The 15,470-nt window shown below is 44.0% G+C and carries 16 protein-coding genes; 10 read left to right on the top strand and 6 right to left on the bottom strand.

Annotated features, from left to right (window positions below):
• Nucleotides 1-73: 73 nt before the first annotated feature.
• Together moeB and moeA are read right to left on the bottom strand one after the other, a co-directional pair.
• Nucleotides 74-823 (bottom strand): molybdopterin-synthase adenylyltransferase MoeB, encoded by a 750-nt coding sequence (gene moeB / locus FIU99_RS17640; RefSeq protein ID WP_006960920.1) that lies wholly within the window; start codon nucleotides 821-823, stop codon nucleotides 74-76.
• Nucleotides 824-834: 11 nt separating this feature from the next.
• The gene (gene moeA / locus FIU99_RS17635; RefSeq protein ID WP_006960921.1) at nucleotides 835-2,070 is read right to left on the bottom strand and encodes a molybdopterin molybdotransferase MoeA; all 1,236 of its coding nucleotides are present in this window, start codon (nucleotides 2,068-2,070) and stop codon (nucleotides 835-837) included.
• A gap of 263 nt (nucleotides 2,071-2,333) precedes the next feature.
• Between moeA and folE the strand changes: the two genes are divergently transcribed.
• Nucleotides 2,334-2,987, top strand: a complete 654-nt coding sequence (folE, locus tag FIU99_RS17630; protein WP_006960922.1) for a GTP cyclohydrolase I FolE — start codon at nucleotides 2,334-2,336, stop codon at nucleotides 2,985-2,987.
• Between the two features lie 112 nt (nucleotides 2,988-3,099).
• A complete protein-coding gene (dbpA, locus tag FIU99_RS17625) occupies nucleotides 3,100-4,476 on the top strand; it encodes an ATP-dependent RNA helicase DbpA (protein WP_006960923.1) in 1,377 nt (458 codons plus the stop codon).
• 51 nt (nucleotides 4,477-4,527) lie between these two features.
• Here dbpA and FIU99_RS17620 read toward each other — a convergent pair whose 3' ends face one another.
• From FIU99_RS17620 to FIU99_RS17610, 3 genes are all read right to left on the bottom strand, one after another.
• Nucleotides 4,528-5,265 carry a MipA/OmpV family protein gene (locus FIU99_RS17620; protein WP_152472438.1) on the bottom strand — a complete coding sequence of 246 codons (738 nt, stop codon included), beginning with the start codon at nucleotides 5,263-5,265 and terminating at the stop codon, nucleotides 4,528-4,530.
• 159 nt (nucleotides 5,266-5,424) lie between these two features.
• The gene (msrB, locus tag FIU99_RS17615) at nucleotides 5,425-6,561 is read right to left on the bottom strand and encodes a peptide-methionine (R)-S-oxide reductase MsrB (protein WP_152472437.1); all 1,137 of its coding nucleotides are present in this window, start codon (nucleotides 6,559-6,561) and stop codon (nucleotides 5,425-5,427) included.
• 146 nt (nucleotides 6,562-6,707) lie between these two features.
• Nucleotides 6,708-7,913, bottom strand: coding sequence for an aromatic amino acid transport family protein (locus FIU99_RS17610; RefSeq protein WP_152472436.1), 1,206 nt, complete (start codon nucleotides 7,911-7,913; stop codon nucleotides 6,708-6,710).
• A 354-nt stretch (nucleotides 7,914-8,267) separates the two neighbouring features.
• Between FIU99_RS17610 and FIU99_RS27690 the strand changes: the two genes are divergently transcribed.
• The 7 genes from FIU99_RS27690 to FIU99_RS17580 all read left to right on the top strand — a co-directional run bounded on the left by FIU99_RS27690 (nucleotide 8,268) and on the right by FIU99_RS17580 (nucleotide 12,829).
• A complete protein-coding gene (locus FIU99_RS27690; protein WP_006960927.1) occupies nucleotides 8,268-8,390 on the top strand; it encodes a hypothetical protein in 123 nt (40 codons plus the stop codon).
• Nucleotides 8,391-8,492: 102 nt separating this feature from the next.
• Entirely contained in the window at nucleotides 8,493-9,068 is a 576-nt protein-coding gene (locus FIU99_RS17605; protein ID WP_039952091.1) for an ACP phosphodiesterase, read from the top strand.
• Between the two features lie 36 nt (nucleotides 9,069-9,104).
• Nucleotides 9,105-10,367, top strand: a complete 1,263-nt coding sequence (locus FIU99_RS17600) for a DEAD/DEAH box helicase (RefSeq protein ID WP_152472435.1) — start codon at nucleotides 9,105-9,107, stop codon at nucleotides 10,365-10,367.
• Nucleotides 10,368-10,454: 87 nt separating this feature from the next.
• Nucleotides 10,455-11,006, top strand: coding sequence for a GNAT family N-acetyltransferase (locus tag FIU99_RS17595; RefSeq protein ID WP_251768480.1), 552 nt, complete (start codon nucleotides 10,455-10,457; stop codon nucleotides 11,004-11,006).
• Nucleotides 11,007-11,016: 10 nt separating this feature from the next.
• Nucleotides 11,017-11,412, top strand: coding sequence for a GFA family protein (locus FIU99_RS17590; RefSeq protein ID WP_006960931.1), 396 nt, complete (start codon nucleotides 11,017-11,019; stop codon nucleotides 11,410-11,412).
• 19 nt (nucleotides 11,413-11,431) lie between these two features.
• A complete protein-coding gene (locus tag FIU99_RS17585) occupies nucleotides 11,432-11,845 on the top strand; it encodes a GFA family protein (protein ID WP_152472434.1) in 414 nt (137 codons plus the stop codon).
• 210 nt (nucleotides 11,846-12,055) lie between these two features.
• A complete protein-coding gene (locus FIU99_RS17580; RefSeq protein ID WP_040121592.1) occupies nucleotides 12,056-12,829 on the top strand; it encodes an ABC transporter substrate-binding protein in 774 nt (257 codons plus the stop codon).
• Nucleotides 12,830-13,434: 605 nt separating this feature from the next.
• On the opposite strand, the gene FIU99_RS17575 is transcribed toward FIU99_RS17580, so the two are convergent.
• Nucleotides 13,435-14,562: a fatty acid desaturase gene (locus FIU99_RS17575; protein WP_006960935.1), complete on the bottom strand. Its 1,128-nt coding sequence runs from the start codon at nucleotides 14,560-14,562 to the stop codon at nucleotides 13,435-13,437.
• A 266-nt stretch (nucleotides 14,563-14,828) separates the two neighbouring features.
• Between FIU99_RS17575 and FIU99_RS17570 the strand changes: the two genes are divergently transcribed.
• The gene (locus FIU99_RS17570) at nucleotides 14,829-15,389 is read left to right on the top strand and encodes a GNAT family N-acetyltransferase (protein WP_006960936.1); all 561 of its coding nucleotides are present in this window, start codon (nucleotides 14,829-14,831) and stop codon (nucleotides 15,387-15,389) included.
• The last annotated feature ends 81 nt before the right edge of the window (nucleotides 15,390-15,470 follow it).

The raw sequence follows: 15,470 nt of genomic DNA, 5'->3' as shown, positions 1-15,470 counted from the left end.
ACTGCTGCAAAAATCAGCTCAAAAGGTCAACAGATCCTAATAACCTTTGTACTCCTGACCGTTTATGGTGAGTTTAGCTACAAACGGGGCAATTCGGCATTTTCATCAGATTCATTTCTCGCCATGACATGGTTATCGCATCGAGGATCAAAACCTTACCTTCTTTCGCCTGTCCATAATTGGCGATAACTTTGATGGCTTCCATGGCTTGTACCGCGCCGATGATGCCGACAACTGGCGCCATGACTCCGGCTTCAACACAGCTTAATGCTGCTGAGCCAAATAGCGAGCTTAAACACTGGTAGCAAGGTTGTGCTTTATCCTGATAAGTGAAGACACTGACTTGGCCTTCCATTCTGATCGCTGCACCAGAAACAAGCGGTGTTTTTAACTCATAGCAGAGGCGGTTAAGCTGATTTCGAGTCTCTACGTTATCCGATGCGTCGAGCACTAGCGTATGCTGCTCAATTTCTGTTTTTAAATCCTCATCACTCAAACGTTGATCTATCGTTCGCACTTCTAGGTGAGGGTTCAGTTGTTGCAGAGATTCAGACGCAGAGAGGACTTTCTTCTTACCAACGTCAGCATCATAATGAAGTACTTGGCGTTGCAGATTAGACAGTTCGACAACGTCATCATCAATTAAGGTCAGAGAGCCGACCCCCGCTGTTGCAAGGTATTGGCTTGACGCACAGCCAAGGCCACCAGCACCAAGAATCAAAATAGAGCTTTGCTTTAGTGCTTCTTGGCCATCAAAATCAAATTGCTTCAATATGATTTGACGGTTGTAGCGAAGCATCTCTTGATCGGAAAGGATCTCCAATGTGCTCACTCCTAATAGAGGGTTGAATTGAACAACTGGATATTCACGGTTTCACCGACTTCAACACGGCCTCGCTCACGTTCCAAAACGACAAAACAATTTGCCAAGCTCATAGAGCGGAAAGCCCCAGAACTTTGGTTTCCTGTCGTTTCTACAACAAACTTGCCATCTTCAATGGTGTAAACACCGCGTTGGTAATCTGTGCGTCCTGGCGCTTTCTTAAATGCAGTTCGAGTTGTGGCCGGTATAGACTCAGGCGCTTTCCACTCAGCGTGTCCAGCGAGTTTCGCTAACATTGGCTGAACCAAAACGTACATTGTAAGTACTGCTGAAACAGGGTTACCTGGAAGTCCACAGAACCAAGCGGTCGATAACTTACCAAATGCAAATGGCTTACCCGGCTTGATGGCAAGCTTCCAGAAGCCGATTTGGCCGAGTTCTTCCAATATATCTTTGGTGTAGTCAGCTTCACCGACACTCACACCACCCGATGTCACAACGACGTCAGCTAAAGTCTGCGCTTTTTCAAACGTTGCTTTTAGTTCTTCCGGGCAATCAGGAATAATACCGAGATCGACAGGTTCGCAGCCGAAGTTTTCAATCAGAGGTTTTATGCCGTAACGATTACTGTCGTATATCTGGCCAGCTTCGAGAGGCTCACCAAGAGGCTTCAGCTCATCACCTGTTGAGAAGAAGGCAACGCGAGGCTTACGAACGACAGTGACATGACTGATGCCCAAAGTAGCAATCATCGGGATATCTCGAGCGGTAAGGCGTGCACCTTTGGGCAGCACGACATCATCTTTGCAAATGTCATCACCTGTAGGGCGAATGTTATTCTGCGGCTTCACATCGGTCTGATTGAACTGCACGCCTTGTTCTGTCTGCTCAGTGTTTTCCTGCATGATGACGGCATCACAGCCTTCAGGAATTTGAGCGCCAGTCATAATGCGAACGCATGTACCTTTGGGCCATTCGCCCTCAAAAGGTTGGCCTGCAAAAGATTTACCCGCCAAAGGCAGAACATTATTGTTGGTTAAATCGGCAATACGAATCGCGTATCCGTCCATTGCTGAGTTATCAAAAGGCGGAACGAAAATAGGGGAAAGTATATCTTCAGCAAGAACATAGCCAATGGCTTCGGCAAGAGGCAGTTGTAAGGTGGTTTGGATTGGTTTAATTGGCGACAGCATTTGTTCCATCGCATCTTCGATTGGCATCAAGCCAGGAGCATCACAGCAACCCATAATAGTGTCCTAAATCGTTATTATATTAGCTTTTAATAAAAATCACTTTATCACAGAAATCGTAGCCAGAATAATGACCACGGATAAAATATGGGTGTAATTATTCAAAAATCCGAGTATCCTTGTCAGCCATCCGAAAGGGGTAAATCCCTTTATTTACGGGTATGTTAAGTTGCTCAGTGGTGAGCCAAGAGTTTGTCTGTGGCCTCAATCAAATCAAGTGGTTGAAGTTTAAATGGCAAGGTTATGTAAGAGGAAGTGGAATGTCAGGTCTTAGCGAATCCGCGAAGTTGGTAAAAGATGCGCTAGAAAGCCGCGGTTTGGAGACACCAATGTCACCGAACCAAATCAGTCGAGAAGAGAAAAAAGAAAAGATTCAGCATCACATGCGTGAAATTCTTTCTCTACTTGAGCTGGACCTTACCGATGACAGTCTTGAAGAAACGCCGCATCGTATTGCGAAGATGTACGTTGACGAGATTTTCTCTGGCCTTGATTACGCCAACTTCCCAAAAATTACGGTGATTGAAAACAAGATGGATGTGAGTGAAATGGTGCGCGTAAAAGGCATAACGCTGACAAGCACTTGTGAGCATCACCTAGTAACGATTGATGGCCGTGCGACTGTGGCGTATATTCCTCGCGGAAAAATCATTGGCTTGTCTAAGATTAACCGCATCGTCCGTTTCTTCGCGCAGCGCCCTCAAGTGCAAGAGCGCATGACTCAACAAATTCTAGTCGCATTACAAACTCTCTTAGAGTCTGATGATGTTGCAGTAACCATTGATGCCACTCACTATTGCGTGAAATCTCGTGGAGTGATGGATGCAACAAGCGAAACCACCACCACTGCGTTAGGTGGTATTTTTAAGAGCAACCCGGCTACGCGCCACGAGTTCCTACACGGAATTCGTTAGAGCAGCCGATACGCTTTACGGATTATTCAAAACCGCTTCCTTGTTGAAGCGGTTTTTACTTTTTAACTGCTTACGGATCTACATTCGTTAGCCATCCTTGAAGGATACACTTGTGACAACCTCATTTAAGAGCCTGAATCTTAGAAGTGAACTGATAGAGACACTGAACAGCCTTAACTACACGGAAATGACGCCGATACAACAACAGGCGTTGCCGATTGTTCTTGAAGGTAAAGACGTGATTGGACAGGGCAAGACAGGATCGGGTAAAACAGCGGCGTTTACACTTGGGTTACTAAGTAATTTGAGCGTTAAACGCTTCCGTGTTCAGACCTTGGTACTGTGTCCAACTCGCGAGCTCGCCGATCAGGTAGCGAAAGAGGTTCGTACGCTGGCAAGAGGTATTCACAACATCAAAGTGCTCACGTTGTGTGGTGGCATGCCGATGGGGCCTCAAATTGGCTCGTTAGAGCATGGCGCGCATATCTTGGTGGGTACGCCTGGGCGTATTTTGGATCACCTTTCTAAAGGTCGTATCAATCTAGCTGAGATGAACACTTTGGTTCTGGATGAAGCTGATCGAATGTTGGAAATGGGCTTTGAAGAGGCTATTGACGCCATCATTGACGAAGCACCTCAAGACAGACAAACCTTATTGTTTAGTGCGACGTTCCCGAAAAACATTGAGTCATTAGCATCTAAAGTGATGCGTGATCCTCAAATGATCAAAGTGGAATCAACGCATCAGACAACCACCATCGAGCAGCGATTCTACAAGTTAAACGCAACAGAAGAGCGTGATGATGCTCTGGAAGCGCTATTATTGACACACAAACCTGAGTCGTCAGTTGTGTTCTGTAATACCAAGAAAGAAGTCCAGAAGGTGACCGATGAGCTAAGCCACCGTGGGTTCAGCGTTGTTGAGATTCATGGTGATATGGAGCAGCGTGAACGCGAACAGGCATTAACCATGTTTGCTAACAAAAGTGTCTCGATTCTTGTAGCGACCGACGTTGCTGCACGTGGCCTTGATGTAGATAACCTAGATGCGGTGTTCAATTTTGAATTGTCACGTGACCCTGAAGTGCACGTCCACCGAATTGGCCGTACTGGTCGTGCAGGTTCTAAAGGTGTTGCGTTCAGCTTCTACAGTGAGAAAGAAGAATATCGTGTCGCACGTATTGATGAATACATGGATATCGCTATCTCTCCAGCTGTACTACCAGAAAAACCAGTTGAGAGACCTTTCTACCCTAAGATGCAGACGATTCAAATCCTTGGCGGTAAGAAGCAGAAAGTTCGTGCTGGAGACATATTAGGTGCTCTAACGAAACAGGCTGGGCTGGATGGTAAGAAAATCGGCAAGATCAACATTCTTCCAATGGTTTCGTATGTGGCTGTTGAACACGAGATTGTAAAGCCAGCATTGAAGCAGCTTCAAAACGGTAAAATGAAAGGGCGTAACTTTAAAGCTCGTGTGATGAAGTAACGCTCCCACTAATTCTTTTAAAGCCTCCGCACCGGAGGCTTTTTTCGTTTGCTACTCCGTAAATTTGTAAGTAACCCCAAGGCTTACAGACCAGCCGAGATCTCTTTGAATTAACGGGCTGTCCGAGTCATGATGTTCCAACTCAAACTTTGCGAGCGTTAACCAATCTGGAGTTATGCTGTAGATGCCAATCAGACCTGTTTGATAAACCCAACTGCTACCAGAGCTGTATGTGTTCAGACCTGACGCAGCGGATTCTTGAGCTGAGATATCATAGAGATGCTGCGAGAGCTTTTTATCGCGAAAATCGACTTCAACGTAAGGTGTTAGCGTAAATTGCTCAAAAGGGAGATCAAGGGTTCGTCCTAAATGCAGTTGAATTTCGTATCCATCATGTTCGTTAGTTACATCATGTAAGTAAGTGAGCCGCGCGCCGACGGTACCTATGGTTATACCTAGGTCACCGTTACCATCGCGTTCGTTTATCCCGTTGGGAATATCATCAAAATCATCCGAAACTTCAGCGAATCGCCACTGACCTGAAATCCCTACATACGGGAGAACAGAGATGTTCACTAAGCTACCATCAACGAATCCGTACTCGCCGTTGTAAAAAAGGTTGGGTTCAAGGGAAAGTGAACCACCACCATTGTCAGAATAAACTGATTGGCCATAGGCGCCACTCGCGCCGATAAAGCCGAAATCATAATATTGTTCTTGGGCTGACGTGCTAAAAGCGGTTAATGCTGTACATGCGGCAAGTAGGGTGGTCGTTTGCTGTAAGTTCATAAAGGTTCTCCTTATCCACTCAAAAGAAGAACGGACTTTCTATGCTTGCGTTGCAGCAACGATTAGAGAAAAAGTGCATAAGATATGCATTTAGTGGTGACAAAAAAGAAAAGCCAACTCTTTGTTTAGGTTGGCTTTGGTCTCGACTGTTTGGATGGATTAACTGTCGAATAGATACATGTATTCACCGTAGCCTTGTTCTTCCAGTTCCTCGACCGGAATGAACTTCATGGCGGCTGAATTCATGCAATAGCGCAGGCCCGTTGGTGCGGGACCATCTTTAAAAACGTGGCCCAAGTGAGAGTCAGCAAATCGACTTCTAACTTCTGTTCTTGGGTAGACCAAATGGAAATCCGTTTTAGTAACAATGTACGCCTCATTAATAGGTTTGGTAAAACTAGGCCATCCTGTCCCCGACTTGTACTTATCAGTAGAAGAAAACAGAGGCTCACCCGAAACAATATCTACGTAAATGCCGTGTTGTTTGTTATCCCAATACTCGTTGCTGAAAGCTCGTTCGGTTCCTTCTTCCTGAGTAACATAATACTGGAGATCCGTTAACTTAGCTTTAATCTGTTTTTCAGAAGGCTTGCTGTAAGGTTTTACGTTTGAAACGGCCTTGTGATCATCAATCAGCTCGCGCAGTGTCTTAGGATTCTTTTCTCGATCATCACCAAAAATGTCATCCAGGTACTGATCGCGGCCTGATGCGTAACGATAGTAGTTGTAACGGATCTTGTTACGTTTGTAGTAATCCTGATGATAATTCTCTGCTGGCCAGAACTTGGTGAACTGAATCAGCTCGGTCTTGAGCGGCTTTTTGAAAATTCCAAGCGCTTCGATTTCTGCCATAAAGTTTTCTGCGATCTGCTTTTGCTCATCGTTATGGTAGAAAATTGCAGGGCGGTACTGAGGACCACGGTCAACAAAGGATCCTTTGTTGTCTGTTGGGTCTATATGACGGAAGAATTGGTCAAGGACTTGTTCGTAACTCACGGCTTCTGGGTCATATTTTACTTCGATCACTTCAATATGACCGGACTTACCAGATGAGACCTGCTTGTAGGTCGGGTTTTCTAGCTCGCCACCGGCATAACCAGAAACGACATCGATAACACCATGCAGTTTTTCCAAGTCGGATTCTGTACACCAGAAGCAGCCACCCGCTAATGTAGCGACCTGGTAGTCGCCGTAAGCCGAGCTTCTTGTTACGTCGCTATTTGCTGTGCCAAAAAACGACGCTAGTACAGCTGTTAGGGCAATAGCGGAAAACACTATCTTCGACTTCACTTTCATATCAACCTCTTCGATTGCTTTGTCTTTGATTAATAAGAAAGGCAAGTCGTAGGAAAAATTGCATTAGATCTCATTTTTCTAGAGATTTTTGGTTTAGAAAGTAAAAAGGGCAGCTTTCAAGCTGCCCTTGAAATGAAGAAGTGAAATTAGCCTAGTGACGGCAAAACGCCCATAGTGATGAGCAGCTGGGCCGCGATGATTACAAAGCCAACTGTACCGCTGATCATCAAGCCTGTTGTACCACCAAACACTTGATAGCCACCTTGAGTATCCTCAGCAACACGCGCTTTCTTCACCATCATAATAGGCAGGAATATGGCTAGAATCGCTAGTGCAATCGCTGCGTATCCCAGAGCCATAATAAAGCCTTGTGGGTAGAACAGCGCGAAGCCCATTGGCGGGACAAAGGTAATAGCACCAACGACGATGCGGCTGGAAGCGGCTTTCTTCTTGTTGAAGCTATCGCCGAGGAATTCAAACAGACCCAGACTCACGCCTAAGAAAGAAGTCAGCAGTGCTAAGTCAGCAAAAACACCGATTGTCTGGCCAAGTCCTGACTGGTGAACTTTGGTCGACAACGTTGAAATCAGCCCGCTTAGACCTTGGTTATCGACCAACGCATCTTGGCTTACCACACCAAGGGTTACAATTTGCCAGAAAACGTAAATCATCAAAGGAATAGAAGAGCCCACAATAATGGCTTTACGCAGCGAAGGTGTGTTGCCATCTAGGTAGTTCACGATAGCAGGGATACTGCCGTGGAATCCGAAAGACGTAAAGATGACAGGAATAGCTGCGACGACAAGGCCTTGTTCAACAGGCATGCTCAGCAGGTACGACTCAGTCACATTCGGTGCAAGGAACGTTAGAACCATCGCCATCGCGATAAGTTTGATAGCGAATAGTACACGATTCACTTTGTCGACCGTACCAGTGCCGATGGTCACCACAGCGGCTACAACTATCGTAAAGATGACTGTTGAGGTCATTCCCGAGATTTCGACACCAGTAAATTGCGAAATGCGCTCACCGAACTGTGCACCACCGCCGGCGATGTACGCAGCACAAAGTGAGTAGAACAAAAACAACATAGAAAAGCTGGCAACCCATTTGCCTTTTTTCCCTAGAAATTGCTTGGCGAGAGTATGCAATGTTGCACTCGCGTCTGCGTGTTGGTGGAGTTCAACCATCAGTAGAGCGGTATACGCCATTAGTGCCCAAAGCGCGACCATGATGATGAGTGAAGTAGTGAAGCCAATTCCGGCAGAAGCAAGAGGTAGAGCGAGCATACCTGCACCGATAGTAGTGCCGGCGATGATCAAAGTACTACCCAGAACCTTTGATTTAGTCATGTATATATTTCTTTACGGTTTTGTTTGATTTGGATTTTAAAGCTGGAATAAATGCATATTCTGATACAAAAAATCTACTATTTGGGCATTTTGTGGAATTAAAACGATAATTTCAAGCTATATGTACATATAAATAACCATTGGTGTATTTAATTGTTTACGATTGGTTCGATTTTAGATGAGATTCAGTAATGCAAACGTTTACTTGCGATAAAAATCATATCGCATTGATTATTTACTTTGTTCTTTCAAAAAACTGTCATATAAGTGGTTTAAAAAGGAGCAATAGACCTTATATTCATGTTGAGACTTGAAAACAGGTCTATAAAGTTGTTTGTAATTAAGGAGGTCAGAATGAGTGACCAAACATTGAACGAAGAATGCCTTGAATTGCTAGATGCTATGGAGATTGGTTTTGAACTGTCAGATTATGAACAGTCAATCGAAGAGCTAGCAGAAGAAATCTTCAATAAATAATCGTTCGTTGAAATCAACATTCACGTTGATACCAGAAAGAGCCAGTGCAAATGCGCTGGCTTTGTGCTTTTATGAAACTAATATTTTGTACTAGTTAGCACTATGAATTACCTCGCCCACCTTCACATAGCACAACACTGCGAATCGAGCATGTTGGGAAACTTACTCGGGGACTTTGTAAAAGGTAACCCTGAACACCAATATTCAGCCGATATCGTCCAAGGAATAAAGCTGCATCGGTTTGTCGACAGTACGATCGACAGCCATGCACTGATGTTACAAGCCAGAGAATACTTTCCCGGAAAGAGTCGGCGTTTTTCAGGAATAGCATTGGATATGTTCTGGGATCACTGTCTGGCGTCTGAGTGGCGAAAGTACCATGCCACTAGCTTGCGAGATTTTTGTCTTGATGCCGAAAGTAAAGTCCTTGCTGAATACCCAGAAACACTTCCCGAGCGTTTTACGGCTGTCAGCGGGGCGATGTGGAAAGGTCGGTGGCTGGAATCTTATAAGGAAATTGAGAATATCGAGTACGCGCTACAAAGAATGTCGACTCGTTCGCCAAGAATGGGGGAGCTATCGCGTTGTTTTTATACGTTAGAGCAGCGTTATCAACCATTGAAAGAAATATTCCATACCTTGTACCCAGAGATACTAAACGCTGCGAAAAGATTCTGATAGAATCGGCGACCCTGTTTCATTCGGAAAGTTACCATGTCTTCATTTCAACATCTGGGCCTGTCTCAAGCACTTGCATCTACTGTAGAAAAATTAGGTTTTGACACGCCAACGCCTATTCAGGAGCAAGCCATTCCTCACGTACTTGAAGGAAAAGATGTGCTGGCAGGAGCTCAGACAGGAACAGGGAAAACTGCTGCCTTTGGCTTGCCACTACTCAACAAGCTACTTGATCAGGAAGCGTCAAGAGATCCTCAATCAAATGATGTCTTAGCCTTGGTGGTCGTTCCTACACGTGAGTTGGCGCAGCAAGTTTTTGACAGCTTAACGGCTTATGCGAGTGCGGCTGAGATTAAAATTGTGACCGCTTATGGCGGTACCAGTATCAATGTTCAGACACAAAATCTGAGGCAGGGTTGTGATGTATTGATCGCGACACCAGGACGTTTACTGGATCACCTCTACTGCAAAAACATCAATCTTAGAAAAACCAGCTATTTGGTACTGGATGAAGCTGATCGCATGTTAGATATGGGATTCATGCCAGATATCCAACGCATATTGAAAAAGCTCAACCCTGAGCGTCAGACTCTGTTTTTCTCGGCGACATTTGATAAGCGTATTAAGACTATTGCTCATAAATTGATGAATGAGCCAGTCGAGGTTCAGGTAACGCCATCCAATAGTACGGCTGAGACGGTTAAACAGATGGTTTATCCTGTCGACAAAAAGCGTAAAGCTGAACTTCTTGCCTATTTAATTGGTTCACGAAACTGGCAGCAGGTACTCGTGTTTACGAAGACCAAGCAGGGCAGCGATGCGCTTGCGAAAGAGCTTAAACTTGATGGAATCAAAGCTGCGTCGATCAATGGGGATAAAAGCCAAGGTGCACGTCAGAAAGCATTAGACGATTTTAAATCGGGCACAATTAGGGCATTGATTGCAACCGATGTAGCGGCGAGAGGGTTGGATATTAATCAGCTAGAGCAAGTGGTTAACTTTGATATGCCTTACAAAGCCGAAGACTATGTTCATCGTATTGGTCGTACTGGCCGAGCTGGTCAGGAAGGTCTGGCGGTATCGCTGATGAGTAAAGACGAAGAATACTTGCTTGAAGCGATAGAGCGGCTTCTTGATGCGCGTTTACCACAAGAGTGGCTACAGGGCTTTGAACCAAGTATTGAAGAGCCAACAGAAAATGAACGCGAGCGTGGTGGAAGACGAAAAAGCCGCTCTTCGGAAAAACGAAAGATGAAAGCGAAGCTCAAGATTCATGCGAACAGAGGCAAGAAGAAGTAGTTAGCCAAATTATTAAGAGCCGCAGAGAAGCGGCTTTTTTTATGCCTGATTAACAAATCATCAATATAAACATAGGATTAACTGCTTTTGAGCGATATATTGAACGCGGGCATTATTCATAAAGGACTTGATATGCAGCTTGAGCTACTCAAAGAAGGTGATGTTGAGAAACTTCTTGAGTTTGAGATTCAAAACAGAGAATGGTTTGAAGCTAATATTCCCCCGCGTGAGACAGATTTCTATTCACTCGAAGGTGTAAAAGAACACATTCAGGTATTCCTACTGGAGTTTGCAGCGAAAACTTTGGTTCCAATGTTAATCGTTGACGAAAGCGGATCCATTCTTGGCCGCGTAAATGTATCTAACATTAGCCGTCGCAGGAAAATTGCTCATATTGGCTATCGAGTTGGGAAGTCCTTCACCAACCGTGGTGTTGCGAAGTTTGCCGTCTCCAACATTATTCGAGTTGTTGAAAAAATGGGCGTTGAAAAGTTGGTGGCTTACGCATCTACTGAAAACTTGGCGTCACAGAAGGTATTAACTGCTAACGGATTTCGGCCAATGAAGGTAGTAAACAATTACGCGGAAATGCACGGAAAGCCGATTGACTGTATTGAGTATCAATTACGAATCAATTGAGGAGCAATGGATGATTAAGCAAGTAGGTACTACACAAATCAAAGAATACCACAAGGCAACTTGCCACTGTGGAAGTGTTGAATTGGAGCTGCACCTTCCACACGGGATCGATAAACCCAGGCGGTGCGACTGTTCGATTTGCCGAAGAAAAGGTGCTATTGTCGCTTCGGTAAAACTGGATGGAATTCGTATACTTAAAGGCCAAGAGTTGCTTAAGCTTTACCAATTTAATACAGGAACGGCTAAGCACTACTTTTGCTCTGAATGCGGTATTTACACGCACCACCAACGACGCTCAGACCCAACGGAATATGGCTACAATGTAGGGTGTTTAGAAGGGGTAAATCCTTTTGATTTGGGTGACGTTGTCACTAATGATGGTGTCAATCATCCAGCAGATCGTTGAGTCTTAGTAAGGAGTTATCATGGAATTTCCAATCAAAGCGTCTTGCCAGTGTGGGCAGCTTTCCTATCAACTCAAAGCTGCACCTTTAAAAGTCATTGCATGCCACTGTCAAGAATGTCAGAAATTGTCGACTAGCCCGTATAGCGTAACAGCTATTGTTCAGACTGAAGATATTGAATTTCAGGGGAAGTTGAATGAGTGGCAGCGTATAGCGGAAAGTGGCAATAAAAACTTTGCTAAATTCTGTGGTGACTGTGGCAACCGTGTTTATCATTACAACCCAGATGACACGGCAACCATTAAGCTTAAACTCAAGCCTGCTGGGGTAGAGTATAGCGCCCTCTTTGAGCCACAAATGCATGTTTGGTTAAGCGAGAAGCAAAGCTGGGTCAAAATACCAAAAGACATCCCATGCTTTGATAAGCAACCTTAAGAAGAGGAGCCTGTAGGCTCCTTTTTTGCTGCGAAACACTTGGCTTTTTATATTGATTATAAAGTCATTAAAAGCAAAGGGTTGGGTTGTGTTTTTGAACAGGAAGCCTTTTCTGCCTAGCTTCAGCCGCCTTGACTTAGTCATTTCATGCACTATTACTTACCGATAGCACCACGTAATGCTGATGGAACAGTATTTGGAGTTATCACTATGAAAAAAACCTTAACTTTGCTTTGTGCGGTTATGGCCTCGACTTCGGTCTTTGCAGCAAGCGATGTCACTGTTTACGGTGACGATTCATACCCTCCTTATTCCTACGTTGAAAGCGGTAGAGTAACGGGGATTTACACCGTTATCTTGGAACGTATTTTTTCTAAAATGCCAGACTACAGTGTGACCATCAAAGGAGTACCTTGGAAACGAGGCTTGTCCGAAGTAGAGGGCGGTAAAATTTTTGCCCTTTATCCACCGTATAAACGCCCTGAACAACGTCCTTACATGGAATACGACATGCCAATACTCGATGAAAAACTGGTCGTGGTTTGTCAGAAGTCAGTATTAAGTAGCCCAAAACCTAATTGGCCTGGAGACTACATGGGCTTAACGATAGGTAACAATGCTGGGTTTTCTGCAGGTGGCGATGAGTTCAGAGCGGCAGTCAAAGCCGGAAAGATCAAACTGAATGAAACGAAAGGCACACCTAAAAATCTGCTCAAATTGATCGCTGGGCGTGTTGACTGCTATATGAATGATGCACTTTCCATTCAATGGGAGCTTAAAAAGCTTCAAAATGAAGGCAAGTACGATGGTCAAAGCGTTGTAGAGGGTGCCACCATCAGTTCAGAGCAGGGTTTCTTAGGCTTTGCGACCAATGGCGGGAAATTCCCATTTAAAGATGATTTCAAAGCGCAATATCATAAAATTTTGTCTGAAATGAAAGAAAGCGGAGAAGTTGATCAGATAGTGAACGACTTTATTAAATAAGCGACTATTGACATAATAATAAAACGGAAGCAACAAGCTTCCGTTTTTCTTTTCCGATAAAATCTATTGTATGTATTTTGACCGCTTGAGAAACAAATAATCATTTAGGTATATTCAGAAAGAGAGATAATGCATTGATTTGTTAAATGCGTGTCACCTTGTAATATTCAGTAAATCTCATTTCGCTAACAAAAATGACATAAGCTGTGATTGTTGTATAAGTAAAGTTCAATAAATATCAATGATATATGCAACGAGGAGAGGTGAAAGCGCACAGTGATATTTTCTTCTCAAAACGAGTGATTTATTTCTATAATCTATCCCATTTTTAAGACACGCTGTTTATAATACTCATCAACTATTTATAATTGATGAATAAAAGCGCTGGGCAAAAGCGTTATTTATTGTGTGTAAAATATGAGCGCTAAGCATTTGTTGGTAACGACAGTGGTTCTGTCTATTTGCAGTAGTATTTTATGGTGGTGTGTTTATCAGCTCGCTAGCCAAGCGTAGTACAGCTTTCGACAAATAAGGATCTCGAATGGAACACTGGCGATTTTCGGTGTTACAAATGAAAAAGCCACCTAATCAGGTGGCTTTGATGTTTATGCGTAGCGGGCGACGAGTAATTCCCAGCTCCGTCGTTGCGCTTTGAAGTCTTGCTTCATCTGCTGGTAACGGACTTTTAGAACGGAATGCTCATACTTCTTTGCTAAATCACTTTTCTTGCTCTCAAGGACTTCTTTCTTCAGTGCGTAATAGTCTGACATCTTACTCATCAGCACATCGAACTCCTTGTTTAACGTTTCATTAAGCAATGATGCATTTGGAAGCTTACTGACATTCTGAGAGGCTTTCGCTAAGGCTTGCTTTGCCATCGCTTTTTCAATCTTCATCTTTGGAGTCACACGTAGCTTTTTCGTTAGCCCAAGCCACGAACAAGATTTGATCAACCACTTAGTTGGATCGTATTGCCACCAGTGAATACCGTTACGGTAATCGTTCTCAAAGATATGATGGTAGTTGTGGTAACCCTCACCAAAAGTGAATACTGCTAGGACGGCATTGTCACGCGCTGTATTTTTATCAGTGTAAGGTTGAGAACCCCAGATATGGGCAAGCGAGTTGATAAAAAATGTCGAATGGTGACTCAATACTAAACGAACCACACACACCATAAGTAGCATTCCCCAGATGTCTTGGTAAATCACACCAAGCAGTAGTGGTACGCCAATGTTCATCAAAATGGCTAGTAGCAAGTAGTGCTTATGTTGCCACATAACAATTTTGTCTTTCTGCAGATCGCGGCAGTTGCCGTAATCTGAATAAGTCGCAGGGTTGTAGTGTCTTAGCATCCAACCAATGTGGGAGAACCAGAAACCACGCTTCGCAGAATAAGGGTCCTTATCATTGTTATCGACATGCTTGTGATGAACACGGTGATCAGAGCTCCAGTGCAACGCACTATTTTGCAGAGCGAATGCACCGCCAAGAGCAAAAAGTAATCTTAAAGACCAATGAGCATCGTATGTTTTGTGGGACCACAGGCGGTGATAGCCCGCTGTGATTGAAAGGTTACAAAAAGAAAAGGTGATCAGCAGCCAAAGCCAATGCTCTGCCTCGTATCCGAATTCAAAGCCATACCAAGGAGCAACGACAACAGCCACGATAAAACTAGAGAGAAAAAGCGTAACATTTAGCCATATTAGCGGTGGCTTTTCCTTTACAGACATTTCAATTATCCATTCAGCTAACAGTTGTGCGCCAGAATATCAGCGTACATGTGTAAGTCAAATGAAAGTTAAGTGTCGTGTGAGCTCAATGAAGGATTAATTTGTTAGAACTTATAAACCGAATGCTCAATAAGAATCATTGCGAGGAAATCGAAGTAGCCGTGGCAAATAATGTTGGATTTTCTCTAGTATGATTGGCTTTTAGTTAAATGTTTTATAGTATGAAGAGATAAACAATCCTTACAGGAAGTAATAAGGAACTATAAATGGAATTAAAAGTAGCTGAATATAGCGACTACGAACGTATAGCCTCTCTACACACTCAAAGCTGGAAGAAATTCTATCAAGGCTTACTTGCCGCTGACTATCTTAAGCACGATGTTCAGGATGAACGACTAGCCATTTGGCAAACACGATTGATCAACCCTCCTTTTAATCAGCACGTTCTTTTGCTTGAAGAAGGTGGTCTGTTGTGTGGCTTTATCTGCGCTTTTGGCAATCACGACTTCGAAAAGGGCACCATCATCGATGCTTTACACATTGACGAGGCCTATCGTGGTAGAGGGTTGGGCGTCAAGCTAATTGCTGAAATGGCAAAGTGGATTGCACAGCATTTCCCCGACAATGGCGTATATTTGGAAGTAATTAAAGATAACCAGCAAGCGGTGAAGTTCTATGATCACATCGGTGGTCAACTTTTGCAGGAGCGAATGTGGAAAGCACCTTGCGGCAGTCAGGTTCCTGAATTGGTTTACGCTTGGAAATCTGGCGCTGATCTGCTCAAACGTATTAGCATTCACACTCAGACAGAAGTCGTAACAGATTGATACACTTAAGTCCGTTCTTCTGATAATTCTCGGACAATACCCACAAGATCGTTAGGTAGTTTGGCGTCAGCCTCTTTCTCA

Source organism: Vibrio sp. THAF64 (genome assembly GCF_009363455.1).
Classification (GTDB): domain Bacteria; phylum Pseudomonadota; class Gammaproteobacteria; order Enterobacterales; family Vibrionaceae; genus Vibrio; species Vibrio coralliilyticus.
The sequence above is the reverse complement of the archived record's forward strand: the minus strand, read 5'-3'. Positions and strand labels throughout refer to the sequence as shown.

What these genes read in the sequence shown, in the direction of transcription:
- moeA (WP_006960921.1), bottom strand. Translation starts at nt 2,070, where the DNA reads ATGGGTTGCTGTGATGCTCCTGGCTTGATGCCAATCGAAGATGCGATG.
- folE (WP_006960922.1), top strand. Translation starts at nt 2,334, where the DNA reads ATGTCAGGTCTTAGCGAATCCGCGAAGTTGGTAAAAGATGCGCTAGAA.
- FIU99_RS17620 (WP_152472438.1), bottom strand. Translation starts at nt 5,265, where the DNA reads ATGAACTTACAGCAAACGACCACCCTACTTGCCGCATGTACAGCATTA.
- msrB (WP_152472437.1), bottom strand. Translation starts at nt 6,561, where the DNA reads ATGAAAGTGAAGTCGAAGATAGTGTTTTCCGCTATTGCCCTAACAGCT.
- FIU99_RS17610 (WP_152472436.1), bottom strand. Translation starts at nt 7,913, where the DNA reads ATGACTAAATCAAAGGTTCTGGGTAGTACTTTGATCATCGCCGGCACT.
- FIU99_RS27690 (WP_006960927.1), top strand. Translation starts at nt 8,268, where the DNA reads ATGAGTGACCAAACATTGAACGAAGAATGCCTTGAATTGCTAGATGCT.
- FIU99_RS17605 (WP_039952091.1), top strand. Translation starts at nt 8,493, where the DNA reads ATGAATTACCTCGCCCACCTTCACATAGCACAACACTGCGAATCGAGC.
- FIU99_RS17600 (WP_152472435.1), top strand. Translation starts at nt 9,105, where the DNA reads ATGTCTTCATTTCAACATCTGGGCCTGTCTCAAGCACTTGCATCTACT.
- FIU99_RS17590 (WP_006960931.1), top strand. Translation starts at nt 11,017, where the DNA reads ATGATTAAGCAAGTAGGTACTACACAAATCAAAGAATACCACAAGGCA.
- FIU99_RS17585 (WP_152472434.1), top strand. Translation starts at nt 11,432, where the DNA reads ATGGAATTTCCAATCAAAGCGTCTTGCCAGTGTGGGCAGCTTTCCTAT.
- FIU99_RS17580 (WP_040121592.1), top strand. Translation starts at nt 12,056, where the DNA reads ATGAAAAAAACCTTAACTTTGCTTTGTGCGGTTATGGCCTCGACTTCG.
- FIU99_RS17575 (WP_006960935.1), bottom strand. Translation starts at nt 14,562, where the DNA reads ATGTCTGTAAAGGAAAAGCCACCGCTAATATGGCTAAATGTTACGCTT.
- FIU99_RS17570 (WP_006960936.1), top strand. Translation starts at nt 14,829, where the DNA reads ATGGAATTAAAAGTAGCTGAATATAGCGACTACGAACGTATAGCCTCT.